This window comes from Propioniciclava sp. MC1683, from assembly GCF_014164675.1.
Lineage (GTDB): Bacteria > Actinomycetota > Actinomycetes > Propionibacteriales > Propionibacteriaceae > Propioniciclava.
Window position 1 is genome coordinate 43,416 of sequence record NZ_JACJFX010000015.1, and the last position, 12,868, is coordinate 56,283.

The 12,868-nt window shown below is 70.4% G+C and carries 10 protein-coding genes and 1 pseudogene; 9 read left to right on the forward strand and 2 right to left on the reverse strand.

Translation table 11 applies throughout. From position 1 onward, the window contains the following. Positions 1 to 13 precede the first annotated feature (13 nt). Complete coding sequence (locus tag H5397_RS10445) at positions 14 to 334, reverse strand: BlaI/MecI/CopY family transcriptional regulator (protein ID WP_182817236.1); 321 nt, start codon at positions 332 to 334, stop codon at positions 14 to 16. A gap of 192 nt (positions 335 to 526) precedes the next feature. Here H5397_RS10445 and H5397_RS10450 point away from each other — a divergent pair. From H5397_RS10450 to H5397_RS10490, 9 genes and pseudogenes are all read left to right on the forward strand, one after another. Beyond that, a pseudogene (locus tag H5397_RS10450) lies at positions 527 to 2,047 on the forward strand (cytochrome ubiquinol oxidase subunit I). Between the two features lie 19 nt (positions 2,048 to 2,066). Next, on the forward strand, positions 2,067 to 3,125 hold the full coding sequence (gene cydB, locus H5397_RS10455) for a cytochrome d ubiquinol oxidase subunit II (RefSeq protein ID WP_375539432.1): 1,059 nt from the start codon (positions 2,067 to 2,069) through the stop codon (positions 3,123 to 3,125). Positions 3,126 to 3,272: 147 nt separating this feature from the next. Next, positions 3,273 to 4,895 (forward strand): thiol reductant ABC exporter subunit CydD, encoded by a 1,623-nt coding sequence (cydD, locus tag H5397_RS10460; RefSeq protein ID WP_182817281.1) that lies wholly within the window; start codon positions 3,273 to 3,275, stop codon positions 4,893 to 4,895. Beyond that, positions 4,892 to 6,457: a thiol reductant ABC exporter subunit CydC gene (gene cydC / locus H5397_RS10465; RefSeq protein WP_182817239.1), complete on the forward strand. Its 1,566-nt coding sequence runs from the start codon at positions 4,892 to 4,894 to the stop codon at positions 6,455 to 6,457. Before cydD ends, cydC begins: the two co-directional genes overlap by 4 nt. 144 nt (positions 6,458 to 6,601) lie before the next feature. Further along, positions 6,602 to 7,558: a siderophore ABC transporter substrate-binding protein gene (locus H5397_RS10470; RefSeq protein ID WP_182817241.1), complete on the forward strand. Its 957-nt coding sequence runs from the start codon at positions 6,602 to 6,604 to the stop codon at positions 7,556 to 7,558. After that, positions 7,558 to 8,577 (forward strand): ABC transporter permease, encoded by a 1,020-nt coding sequence (locus tag H5397_RS10475; protein WP_182817243.1) that lies wholly within the window; start codon positions 7,558 to 7,560, stop codon positions 8,575 to 8,577. Before H5397_RS10470 ends, H5397_RS10475 begins: the two co-directional genes overlap by 1 nt. Beyond that, positions 8,570 to 9,661 (forward strand): iron chelate uptake ABC transporter family permease subunit, encoded by a 1,092-nt coding sequence (locus H5397_RS10480; RefSeq protein WP_208091094.1) that lies wholly within the window; start codon positions 8,570 to 8,572, stop codon positions 9,659 to 9,661. The genes H5397_RS10475 and H5397_RS10480 overlap by 8 nt, the downstream gene beginning before the upstream one ends. Next, the gene (locus H5397_RS10485) at positions 9,658 to 10,419 is read left to right on the forward strand and encodes an ABC transporter ATP-binding protein (protein WP_182817245.1); all 762 of its coding nucleotides are present in this window, start codon (positions 9,658 to 9,660) and stop codon (positions 10,417 to 10,419) included. The genes H5397_RS10480 and H5397_RS10485 overlap by 4 nt, the downstream gene beginning before the upstream one ends. Before the next feature lie 194 nt (positions 10,420 to 10,613). Continuing rightward, entirely contained in the window at positions 10,614 to 11,120 is a 507-nt protein-coding gene (locus H5397_RS10490) for a DUF4112 domain-containing protein (RefSeq protein ID WP_182817247.1), read from the forward strand. A 60-nt stretch (positions 11,121 to 11,180) separates the two neighbouring features. Here H5397_RS10490 and H5397_RS10495 read toward each other — a convergent pair whose 3' ends face one another. Beyond that, a complete protein-coding gene (locus tag H5397_RS10495) occupies positions 11,181 to 12,665 on the reverse strand; it encodes an MFS transporter (protein WP_182817249.1) in 1,485 nt (494 codons plus the stop codon). Positions 12,666 to 12,868 lie beyond the last annotated feature (203 nt).

A 12,868-nucleotide genomic window follows, 5' to 3' on the forward strand; every position in this document is an offset into this window, starting at 1 on the left:
AGGAGAGGCTCCCCTACACCACCGGGGAGGCGGCGGACACGCGGCCCAGCACCTCGGTGCGCTCCTCCTCGGTGAGCCCCTCGAGCGCGTCGGTGATCGTGGCCACGTACAGGTCGAGGCGCGAGCGCGCCGGCCGGTACAGCCAGGCGCGTCCGTCCAGCTCGCGGGCGACCACGCCCTTCTTCGCGAGGCGGTCCAACACCGTCATCACCGTCGTGTAGGCGATCTCCCGGCCCCGCGCGAGCTCCTCGTGAACGTCGCGCACCGGGGTGGGTGCAGGCCGAGCCCACAACACGTCCATCACCGCGTGTTCGAGGTCTCCGAGGATCGGCATGGGCCCCATCCTAACCACACGGACCAGCATCTACGACAATCGGTAGTACTTTCTCGACACGCGAAACACGCGTCCCGTCAGGCGGCCGCACGCAGGGCGCGGTCCACCGCGTGTCACCAGCGCGGGCGACAACCGCGCATAACGCCGTTTGGAACTTGGCCCCCTACGACGGCAGGTAGTACATTCCGGGTCATGAGTCCGGAAACGATTGCCCGCTGGCAATTTGGCATCACCACGGTCTACCACTACTTCTTCGTGCCCGTGACCATCGCACTGTCGCTGTTGGTCGCCGTCATGCAGACGATGTGGTATCGCTCGGGCGACGAGAAGTTCCTCCGCCTGACCAAGTTCTACGGCAAGCTCTTCCTCATCAACTTCGCCATGGGTGTCGTCACCGGCATCGTGCAGGAGTTCCAGTTCGGCATGAACTGGTCGGAGTACTCGCGCTTCGTGGGCGACATCTTCGGGGCGCCGCTGGCGCTGGAGGCACTGCTGGCGTTCTTCCTCGAGTCCACCTTCCTCGGCCTGTGGATCTTCGGTTGGGACAAGCTGCCCAAGAAGCTCCACCTGATGACCATCTGGCTGGCCGCCATCGGCACCATGCTGAGCGCGATCTTCATCCTCGCGGCCAACAGCTTCATGCAGAACCCGGTCGGGGCCGTCTACAACCCCATCACCGACCGCGCCGAGATGGCCGATTTCATGGCGCTGCTCACCAACCCGGTGTTCCTCGCCACGTTCCCGCACACGCTGGCTGCGGCCTACATGGCCGCGGGCGGCTTCATCCTGGCGATCGCGGTGTGGCACCTGGCCCGCCTGAACAAGGCCGACCGCACCGAGCTGGAGGACGCCGACGTCGCCGCCTACCGCTGGGCAGCCAAGTTCAGCGCCTGGGTGCTCATCGTGGCCGGCTTCGGCACGATCCTCTCCGGTGACTTCCAGGGCAAGATCATGTACCAGGTCCAGCCCATGAAGATGGCCGCCGCCGAGGCCCTCTACGAGACCGCGGGCGGCAACGGCGAGATGGCCCCCTTCTCGCTGCTCACCATCGGCACGCTGGACGGTTCGCGTCCGGTCTTCTAGCTGCACGTGCCCGGCGTCCTGGGCCTGCTCGCCAAGGGTGACCCGTACGCCGAGATCCCCGGCATCCGGAACCTGGAGGAGATCTACAACGAGCGCCTCGCGAACGCGGAGTTCAACCTCCCGGTCGACGCGGCCGAGAACAGCCTGCAGGCGGCGTACGCCGACAAGCTGCGCACGGTGGGCGTGACGAACTTCGTCCCGAACATCCCGGTCAGCTACTGGACGTTCCGCATCATGATGACGCTCGGCTTCATCGCGATGGCCGTCGGCGCCTGGACCCTGTGGGCCCTGCGCAAGGACAAGCTGCCCCAGTCCGGCGCCCTGCTGAACCTGGCGCTGCTCGCGGTCGTGCTCGGCCCGCTGTTCGCCAACTCGGCCGGCTGGATCTTCACCGAGATGGGGCGCCAGCCCTGGATCGTCGCCGGCGTGCTGCCCACCGCGTCCGCGGTCTCGCCGGGCGTCGGCGCGGGCACGGTGTTCGCCTCCATGATCGGCTTCACGCTCCTCTACGGCGCCCTCGCGGTCGTCGAGGTCGGGCTCATGGTCCACTACGCCAAGGCCGGCCTGCCGGCCGAGGTGCCCCCGGTCGAGATCAAGGGTGAGGACGACGTCCTCTCCTTCGCGTACTGAGAAGGAGTGAGCTGCCATGCTGTTGCCCCTCGCCGCTGAACCCAGCACCCTCCAGGTGGTCTGGTACGTGCTCATCGCCGTCCTGTGGATCGGCTACCTCGTCCTCGAAGGCTTCGACTACGGCGTCGGGATGCTCATCCCCTTCCTCGGCAAGACCGAGAAGGAGCGTCGCGTCATCGTGAACACCGTCGGCCCGCTCTGGGACGGCAACGAGGTCTGGCTGCTCACCGCCGGTGGCGCCACCTTCGCGGCCTTCCCCGGCTGGTACGCGACGCTGTTCTCGGGCCTCTACGTCCCGTTCTTCCTCATCCTCGTCGGCCTCATCATCCGGGGCGTGGCCTTCGAGTACCGGGCCAAGCACCCGGACGCCCGTTGGCGCAACACCTTCGACTGGATGGCCGCCACGGGCTCGTTCGTCGTGTCGCTCGTGTTCGGCGTCGGCTTCGCCAACTTCATCATCGGCATGCCGGTCGCCCTCGCCGAGGGTTCGCAGCACCTGCACGTGTTCACCGGTGGCTTCTGGAGCCTGTTCAGCCCGTTCGCCCTGCTGGGCGGCGTGGTGCTCGTGGTCCTGTTCCTGTTCCACGGCGCGAACTTCCTGGCCCTGAAGACCAAGGGTGTCGTCCACGACCGCGCCGAGGCGTTCTCCGGCAAGGTCGGCCTGGTCGCCATCGTCGGCGGCGCCATCTACCTGGTGTGGGCGAACCTGGCCTACGGCTGGGGCATCGTCGGCTGGCTGCTGACCGTGCTCGCCGCCGTCGGCCTGATCGCCTCGTGGCTGGCCATCCGCCAGGGCCGTGACGGCTGGGCGTTCGCCGCCACCACCGTGGCGATCCTGCTGGTCGCGGTCTGGATCTTCGGTCGCATGTGGCCGAACTTGGGCTTCGACAACTCCGCCGCCGCCGTCCCGCTGGACCGCGTCACCGCGGCCTCCACCGAGCTCACCCTGACGATCATGACGGGTGCCGCGGTGGTGTTCGTCCCGATCGTGCTGGCCTACCAGGCCTGGTCGATCTGGATCTTCCGCAAGCGGATCAGCACCAAGAACATCCCGGACGACGTGGCGGTCGCCGCCTAGTCTGTGGGGGTGCCCAGCAACGACAACGCGAGGGGCGGCGTCCGACCGGACGACGTCCCTTCCGTTGCGCCCCCGGCCGCTCCCCCGGCCCCGAAGGGACCGATCGATCCGCGCCTGCTGAGGCGGGGCCGGGCGACGCGCTGGTACATCGCCGGGGGCGTCCTGATCGGGACCCTCACCGCGGTGCTCACGGTGACCCAGGCGTGGGTGCTGTCCCGCGCGATCGCGGGCGTGTTCGAGGCCGCCCCCGGGGTCGAGTACGTCACCCCCGTGCCCGGCACGGGCCAGTGGCCGGCGCTGGGCGCGATCATCGCCGTGCTCGCCGCAATCTTCGGCGGCAAGGCGCTGCTGGCGTGGCTCAACACCCTGCTGGCGCACCGGGCGGCGGCGGCGGTCAAGTCACAGCTGCGCCGGGACGTGATGGCCGCACGGTTGGCGTCCCCGTTGGACGACCGCACGTCGACCGCCGGGTTGGTCAACCTGCTCACCGTCGGGCTGGACGCCCTGGACGGCTTCTACTCCAAGTACCTCCCCCAGCTGCTGCTCGCCGTGACGGTGCCGGTCGTCGTGGGCGTCGCGATCCTGACCGCCGACCTCACCTCGGCGGTGATCGTGGCGCTGACGATCCCGCTCATCCCGGTGTTCATGGCCCTCGTCGGCTGGACGACCGAGGCCCGCACCGCCAAGCGCTGGCGCACGCAGCAGCGGCTGGCCCGCCACTTCGCCGACCTCGTCGCCGGCCTCCCGACCCTGCAGGTGTTCGGCCGGGCCAAGGCGCAGGCGATCGGACTGCGCAAGACCGAGGACGCCCACCGCGCCGAGACCATGGGCACGCTGCGGATCTCGTTCCTGTCCGCCCTCGTGCTGGAACTGCTGGCGACGCTCTCGGTGGCGGTGGTCGCCGTGACCGTCGGCTTCCGGGTGGTGCACTTCGAGATCGACCTCGCCACCGCCCTGTTCGTGCTGATCCTCGCGCCAGAGGCCTACCTGCCCGTGCGTCAGGTGGGCGTCCACTACCACGACGCCGCCGACGGCATGGCCGCGGCGCAGCAGGCGTTCGCGGTGATCGAGGGCGACCAGGCGGACAGGACCGAGGCGCGACACTCACCTTCCGGACACCAGAGCACCGAAATCACGCGCGATGGTGTCACCTCGGTGAGTGTCGGCGCACCCGTGGTCGCCGTCCGCGACCTCGCCCACACCTATCCGGGGGCGGCCGGCCCCGCTGTCGAGGGGGTCTCCTTCGATGTGGCCCCCGGCGAATTCGTCGTGCTCACCGGCCCGTCGGGCGGGGGCAAGACGACCGTGCTGAACGTGCTGGTCGGGTTCCTCTCCCCCACCGCCGGGTCGGTCACCGTGCCGTCCCGGGACGCCCTCGCCTTCGTCGGCCAGGACCCCGGCATGGTCGCGGGCACGATCGCCGACAACGTGCGGCTCGGCGACCCGGAGGCGTCCGACGCCGCGGTCGCCGACGCACTCGCCCGCGCCGGCGCGCCCGGCATGGACGCGACCCGGACGATCGGCGACGACGCCGAGGGCCTGTCGGCCGGGGAGCGCCGCCGCATCGCCACCGCCCGCGCCCTGGTCCGCATCGACGCCGGGGCGACGCTCCTGCTGCTCGACGAGCCCACGGCAGGGCTCGACGCCGACGCCGAGGCGTCCCTGCTGCGCAGCCTGCGCGGCACCGGGGTGGCCGCGGTCGTCGTCTCGCACCGCCCCGCCGTGCTCGCCGAGGCCGACCGCGTGGTCACGATCGGGGGCCCGGCGTGATCGACCTCCTCACCCGCCTGCTGCGCGCCACCCCGTCGGGCGGCCCCCGCATCGCGCTCGCCGTGCTGCTCGCCTTCCTGGCGTCGTTCTCGTCGGTCGCGCTCATGGGCGTCTCGGGATGGCTGCTGTCGCGGGCCGCCGAGCACCCGCCGGTGATGTACCTCACCGCGGCGGCCGTCATGGTGCGCGCCTTCGGCATCTCGCGCGGCGTCTTCCGCTACCTCGAACGGCTGGTCGGCCACGACGTCGGCCTGCGCCTGCAGTCGGCCCTGCGCCTCGACACCTACGCCACACTCGCCCGCACCACCCTCCTGGGCCGCCGCCGCGGCGACCTGCTCACCCGCGTCGTCGCCGACGTGGACGCCGTGCTCGACCTCGTCGTCCGGGTGCTGCTCCCCTTCCTCTCGGGGCTGTTCGTGATCCTGGCCACGACGGTGGTCATCGGCGTGTTCGCGTGGCCGGCGGCGGTCGCGCTGCTGCTGTCCGCGCTCGTGGCCGGCGCCCTGGCCCCGTGGCTGGCCGCACGCCTGTCCGCGCGGGCCGACGCGGCGTCCCTGCCCGCCCGCGGCGAGCTGGCCAACGTCGTCCACGAGCTGGCCCGCACCGCGCCCGACCTGGTCGCCTACGGCGCCGACACCGCCGCGCTCGACCGCCTGACCATCGCCGACGCCCGCCTGCGCGACATCGACGCCCGCGCGGCCTGGACGCGCGGACTCGCCACGGCCGTGCAGACCCTCGCCGCCGGCCTCGCGGTCGTCACCGGCCTGTGGTTCGGCACCCAGGCGGTCCGCGCCGGCACCCTCGACCACACGATGCTGGCGGTGCTGACGCTCGTGCCGCTGGCCCTGCACGAGGTGTTCAACGACTTCACCAAGGCCGCCCAGACGGCCACCCGGGCACGGGTCGCGCTCGCCCGCGTCCGCGAGGTGCTGGACGCCCCGCCCGTCGGCTCGGGCGACCGGGCCACGGCCGAGCGCTCAGACGCCCCGCGCCTGGCCGTCCGCGACCTGGCGATCGGCTGGCCGGGGGCCGCCCCCCTGGCCTCGGGCATCGACCTCGAGGTGGGCCCGGGCAAGTCCGTGGCCCTCGTGGGGCCGTCGGGCGTGGGCAAGACCACGCTCGCGGCCACGGTGCTCGGACTGATCCCCGCGGTCGCGGGGACCGTCGAGGTCGAGGGCCGGGTGGGCTACCTCGCCCAGGACGCCCACGTCTTCAGCACCTCGGTGGCGGAGAACGTGAAGATCGGCAACCGCGACGCGACGGGTGACGACGTGGCCGCCGCGCTGGACCGCGTGCGGCTCGACCTCTCCCCCGACCGGCTCGTCGGTGAACTCGGCACCGCTCTGTCGGGCGGCGAGCAGCGCCGCCTGGCCCTCGCGCGGCTCGTGGTCGGCGAGTACCAGGTGCTCGTGCTCGACGAACCGAGCGAGCACCTCGACCCCGAGACCGCCGACGCGCTGCTCGACGACGTCTGGGCGTCGGCGTCCGGGTTGCCGCTGCTGGTGATCACCCACGACCCAGCCGTGGTCGCGCGCTGCGACCGGGTCGTGCACCTGGGCTGAGGCGCCCGGGCCCGCCGGCGTCCCTGATTTACGCAACGGACAAGTCTCAATATTCGGTCGCGAATTTGTCGCGCGCCCGCGTGCCGTGGTTAGGTAAGCCTTAGTTAGGCAAACCTAACCTCACCCGACCTCGTCTGGAGCCCCATGAACCGCCTCCTCGCCCGTGTGGCCGTGCCCGCCGTCGCAGCATCCGTCGCCCTCGTCGGCTGCTCCGCCCCCGCAGGCACCCCGGCCCCGGCGAACGCCGCGCCCGCGGGCTCCGGCACCGTGACGATCACCCACAAGCAGGGCACCGCCGAGGTCACGAAGAACCCGGCCAAGGTCGTCGTGCTCGACTTCGCCAGCCTCGACACCCTCGACGCCCTCGACCTCGAGGACCGCGTCATCGGCACCGCCGAGGCGACTCTGCCCTCCTCGCTGGACGAGTACGCCGACGTCGAGCGCGTCGGCACCGCCCAGGAGCCCGACCTCGAGGCCATCGCGCGGCTCGCCCCCGACGCGATCATCATCTCCGGCCGCTCGGCCGCCAAGTTCGCCGAGCTGAACCAGGTCGCCCCGACGATCGACCTGAGCTCCGACAACGCCAAGCCGATCGAGTCGCTCACCACGGGCGCGCAGACGCTGGGCGACCTGTTCGACGTCCGCCCGAAGGTTGACGAGGAGCTCGCCGAGCTGAACGCGAAGATCGAGGACGCCAAGAAGTCCGTCCCCGCCGACACCAACGCGCTGATCCTGCTCACCTCCGGTGGCAAGGTCTCGGCCTTCGGCCCCGGCGCGCGCTTCGGCGGCCTCATCCACGACGTGCTCGGGGTGCCCGCCGCGGCGACCGACCTCGAGGCGTCCCAGCACGGCCAGGCGGTCAGCTTCGAGTTCATCGCCGAGACCAACCCCGAGACGCTCTTCGTCGTCGACCGCGACGCCGCGATCGGCCAGCAGGGCCAGGCGGCCGAGCAGGTGCTCGACAACCCGCTCGTCGCCCGCACGCCGGCCTGGACCAACGACAAGGTCACCTACCTCGACGGGGCCGACTGGTACCTGATCGGGTTCGGCCTCGACTCCACCGAGCGCATGGTCGAGGCGGTCAAGGACGCCGTCAGCTGATGTCCGTCGCCACGCCCGAGCGCGCCGACGCCCGTCACGGGGCCGTCGCCACCGCCGCTCCCGCCCGCACCTGGGGTGCGCTGGCGGGGGGCGTCGTGGGGGTGCTGCTCCTGGCGGGCGTCTCGCTGTTCGTCGGCGTGGCCGACGTGTCGGTCGCCGACGTCCTGACGGGCCGGGCCGACTACGAGCTGATCGCGGTCAGCCGCGTCCCGCGCACGGTGGCGCTGATCCTGGCCGGGGCGGGCCTGGCGGTGTCGGGCCTGATCATGCAGTTGCTCACCCGCAACGTGTTCGTCGAGCCGTCGACGGCCGGCACGCTCGACTTCGCCACCCTGGGCCTGCTCGCGTGCGCGCTGCTGTGGCCGGGCGCCCCGATCATCGTGAAGATGGTGCTCGCCACGGCGTTCGCCCTGGCCGGCACCGCGCTGTTCCTGCGCATCCTCAAGGTCGTGCCGCTCAAGGACGTGCTGATCGTGCCGCTCGTCGGGCTCATGCTCGGCGGGGTCATCGGCGCGTTCGCGACGTTCGTGGCCTACCGCGCCGACCTGGTCCAGAGCCTGAACGCCTGGACGACCGGCGACTTCTCCGCCGTCGTCGCCGGGCGGTTCGAGCTGCTCTGGGTGGCCGGCCTGCTGGTCGTCGTGGCCGCCGTGACCGCCGACCGGTTCACCGTCGCCGGCCTGGGCGAGGCCTTCACCACCAACCTCGGGCTGGACTACCGCCGCACGATGGCCGTCGGCATGACCGTCGTGGCCGTCACGTCGGCCACCGTCGTCATCACCGTCGGGGCCCTGCCGTTCCTGGGCCTGGTGGTGCCGAACGTGGTGCGCGCGGTGATCGGCGACAACGCCCGCCGCTCGGTGCCGTGGGTCGCGCTGCTCGGCGCGGCCCTCGTGCTGGTGTGCGACCTGATCGCCCGCCTGGTGATCCACCCCTTCGAGATGCCGATCGCCACCGTGCTCGGCGTCGTCGGCGCGGTGGCGTTCCTCGCCCTGCTCGCCAAGGGGCGACGTGTCTGAGCGGGGCGCGGCGGCCCCCGCCGAGGGCTTGGGTTTTCGGCGTCCAGGGCTTGAGTTTCCGGCCGGGGCGGGAGACAACCCGAGCCCTGGGCGTCCGAAGGGCAAGCCCTCGGCGCGGAAAACCCAAGCCCTCGGCAGGCCCGGCACCCGTCTGGCGATCCTCGGCGGGCTGGCCCTGGCCTGCATCGCGGTCTACCTGCTCGGCGACCTCAGCGGCAACCTGAACTACATCCTCGGACGCCGCGCGATCACCCTGGCCACCCTCGTCGTCGTCGCGGCCGCCATCGGGGTCTCGACGGTGCTGTTCCACACGGTCACGGCCAACCGGATCCTGACGCCCTCGATCATGGGTCTGGACTCCCTCTACATGGCCCTGCAGACCGTCGCCGTGTTCACCCTCGGCGCGTTCGGGGCCTCCAGCCTGCCCGCGCCGATCATGTTCGGCGTCGAGCTCGGCGCGATGGTGCTGTTCTCGCTGATCCTGTTCTCGGTCGTCATGGGGCGCTACAGCAGCAGCCTGACGATGATGCTGCTGGTCGGCGTCCTCATCGGGGGGCTGTTCCGAGGGCTCAGTTCCTTCCTGCAGCGCCTGATGAGTCCCGAGGACTTCCAAGTCCTCTCCGACCGCTTCTTCGCCGACTTCACCGGCGCCGACCCCGCCCTGCTCGGCCTGAGCTCGGCGATCGTCGTGACGCTCACCGCGGCGGCGTGGTGGTTCCGCCACGAGCTCGACGTGGTCGGGCTGGGCCGCGACTTGGCCATCTGCCTGGGGATCAACCACCGCCGGGTCACGATGATCGTGCTCGTCGGCGTCGCCCTCCTCGTCGGCACCTCGACCGCCCTGGTCGGGCCCACGATGTTCTTCGGCCTCCTCGCCAGCCACCTCGCCTACCGGGCGCTCGGCACCCAGCGCCACGCCTGGACGATCCCCGGCACGATCCTCGCCGGCACCATCGCCCTCGTCGGTGGGCAGTGGGCCTTCGAGCGCGTGCTCGGCCTGGCCGGAAGCCTCTCGATGATCGTCGAGTTCGTCGGCGGCATCACGTTCATCATCCTGCTCCTGGCCGGAGGTCGCCGCCGTTGATCATCAGCACCCACGTCAGCGCCGCGTACGGCGAGACCGTCGTCGTCGATGACGTCAGCATCCTGGTGCCCAAGGGCGGCGTCACCGCGCTCGTCGGCCCCAACGGCGCCGGCAAGTCCACCCTGCTCGCGGTCATGGCCCGCCTCATGGGCGCCAAGGCCGGCACCGTGTCGGTGGACGGGCTCGACGTCGCGACCACGCCGTCCGACGTGCTGGCCAAGCGGCTGGCGATCCTCAAGCAGGACAACCACCCCGGCATCCGCCTCACCGTCCGCGACCTGGTCGGCTTCGGGCGCTACCCGCACTCCCGTGGCCGGCTGACCGACGCCGACCGCGCCCACGTCGAGCAGGCCATGGGCTGGCTCGACCTCGAGGGGCTGGGCGACCGGTTCCTCGACGAGCTCTCCGGCGGCCAGCGGCAGCGCGCGTTCGTCGCGATGGTGCTCGCCCAGGACACCGACTACATCCTGCTCGACGAGCCCCTCAACAACCTCGACATGGCCCACGCGGTCGCGATGATGAAGCTGCTGCGCCGCGCCGCCGACGAGCTCGACCGCACGTTCGTGGTGGTGCTGCACGACCTCAACGCCGCGGCGGTGTACTCCGACCACATGGTCGCCATGGCCGACGGCAAGGTCGTGGCGGCGGGCAAGACCCACGAGCTGATGAACGATGACCTGCTGTCGCGCGTGTTCGGGCTGCCGATCTCCGTCCAGGACGTGGCGGGTCGCCGCCAGGCGGTCTTCTACACGCGCTGAGCCTGCGCAAGCAGCGACCGGGGCGCCTCATACGAGCCCCGGTCACACCCATCCAAGGGCACCGGACGCCGTGGGTCCGGGAGGCGCGCCGACGGCGTCCGGGCCTGAACCCGTGCCCCGGCGACGGGACCGCCGGCGCCGACCGGGGGAAGCCCCGGTTCCCCGCCCTGACTTGGGCGTTCACAATGGAACCCATGAGCACACGCCCGAGCCGCGCCACCGAGACCCAGCGCGTCTACCCCGAGATCGCGACGAGCCGCACCCTGGCGCGGTTCTCCGACGACCTGGTGAAGATCCCGGGCACCGACATCGGCATCGGCGCCGACGCCCTCGTCGGGCTCATCCCCGGCATCGGCGACATCGTCGGCACGGGCCTGTCCAGCGCGATCATGGTGGACGCCGTGCGCCAGCGCGTGCCGATCCCCGTCCTGGCGCGCATGGGCTGGAACCTGCTCGTCGACACCGGGTTGGGTTTCGTCCCGGTCGTGGGCGACGCCGCCGACGTCATGCACCGGGCCAACCGCAAGAACTACCGCCTGCTCGAGAAGTGCGTGGCCGAGGGACGCCACGTCGACGTCTCGGCCAAGGGCTACCTCGGGCTCGCCGTCGCCACCGTCGTGGGCTTCGTGCTCGTGTCGCTGGTGCTGGTCGGGCTGCTGATCTGGGGCATCGTCTCCGGCATCGGGGCGATCGTCACCTGAGGCCAGGACAGACAGCAGGGGCGGACGCCGTCGGCGTCCGCCCCTGCTGGGTCTCGTGGATCAGAACTTGCCCTGCTCGATGAGCGCGGTGCGCTCGGCCTGGAGGTTCACGTCCTTCTCGTAGTTCTTGTAGAACACGAAGAAGTAGATCGCGTTGATGAAGTACGGGATGGACACACCGATCAGGATGGTCAGCGGTAGCGATCCGATGGCATCGGCGACGACACCGACCAGCAGCGCGTAGACGGTGTTGATGCCGCCCTGGACCAGCGAGAACAGCAGCGCGAACGACGTCGCGGAGAGCTGCTTCGGGGTGACCGAGGAGACCATCGGGAGCACACAGCCCGAGAAGCCGATCGAGAAGACCAGGCCCATGAGGAACACCAGGCCGTAGTAGACCAGGCTCGGGTCGCTCGTCTTGAGCAGTTCCTTCGGGGCGTCCTTCGGGATGGCGACGACGCTGGAGTCGAACTGCGCGTAGAAGTACATCGTCAGGGCGATGACCGCACCGAACAGCACGGCGTAGATCTGGAACAGCATGATGCGGCCCTTGTGGCCGAACCGGCGCACGAAGCCGTCGGCGACGAAGCCACCCATGAGCGCGGAGATCGTGGCACCGATCTGGAACACCGTGTACAGGTACGAGCTGTTCGTGACGCCGTAGCCCATGTCCTTGGCCCAGACCTGGCCCATGAAGCCGAACAGCACCAGCGAGGTGACCAGGAACAGCATCGGGACGATCAGGGAGATCGTGGGGATCTTGAACAGCTTGGCGGCGTCGGACCACTTGAACATGCCGGCGTCGCTCTTGAGGTCCTCGCTGTCGGCGGCCGAGGTCCGCTTCGGCTCCTTGACGAACACCAGGATCAGCACACCGGAGACCAGCGACAGGATGCCCATCGTGATGAAGGCCTTGCGCCACCCGTCGGGGTCGCCACCGAACTGGCCCAGCAGGGGCGTCATCACGAAGCCGAGGGCCGAGGAGACCGACCGCACGGTGCCGAACGCCTTGCCCCGCTCGGAGCGCTTGTACAGCGAACCCAGCAGGCCGTTGAGGATCGGCTCGGAGGCGACCGTGCCGACCAGCGAGATGCCGTAGATCAGCAGCAGCATGTTCCAGCTGTTGGTGAAGGCGGCGCCGATCGTCCAGAAGCCCCACAGGCCGGTGACCACGAAGAGGATCAGCTTGCGGCCGAACTTGTCGGCCAGCAACGCCCAGACGGGGCCGAAGATCATGCGGGCCGCGTTGCCGAGCGCGACCAACAGACCGAGCTCGGTGTTGCCGAGGCCGAAGGCGGTCATGATCTGCGGGAAGAACGTCTTCGAGACGCCACCCTCGGAGTTGTCGATGGACTGCGACACGCCCAGGGCGATCGTCGCGCCGAGGCGTCCCTTCGGGGGTACGAAGTCGCGCTCGTCGTCGGTCTCGTCGCCGTCGACGACGGTCACACCGACGGGGGTCACGGCAGCCATGTCATCGGTGCCGGGCACCTGCGTCGACCCGCCGAGGGGGTCTCCCTCGGGACGATAGTTGTTGTCAGGCATTGGCCCTCGACCTCTCTCTTCCTTGAACCAGGTACCCGAGCCGAATTTCTTGCTGTCTCCTGGGGTGATCAGGGGTCGCAATCGGCGTTGCTGTCCTGCTCGGTTGACAGCAGTATCACCCGTTGTTCCACCGCGATGTGGGGAAGCCGGGAAGTTGCCATCGGTTGACATGCAGGTGAATCGCTGGCGATGCAATTCGGGGC

What these genes read in the sequence shown, in the direction of transcription:
- H5397_RS10445 (WP_182817236.1), bottom strand. Translation starts at nt 334, where the DNA reads ATGCCGATCCTCGGAGACCTCGAACACGCGGTGATGGACGTGTTGTGG.
- H5397_RS10470 (WP_182817241.1), top strand. Translation starts at nt 6,602, where the DNA reads ATGAACCGCCTCCTCGCCCGTGTGGCCGTGCCCGCCGTCGCAGCATCC.
- H5397_RS10475 (WP_182817243.1), top strand. Translation starts at nt 7,558, where the DNA reads ATGTCCGTCGCCACGCCCGAGCGCGCCGACGCCCGTCACGGGGCCGTC.
- H5397_RS10490 (WP_182817247.1), top strand. Translation starts at nt 10,614, where the DNA reads ATGAGCACACGCCCGAGCCGCGCCACCGAGACCCAGCGCGTCTACCCC.
- H5397_RS10495 (WP_182817249.1), bottom strand. Translation starts at nt 12,665, where the DNA reads ATGCCTGACAACAACTATCGTCCCGAGGGAGACCCCCTCGGCGGGTCG.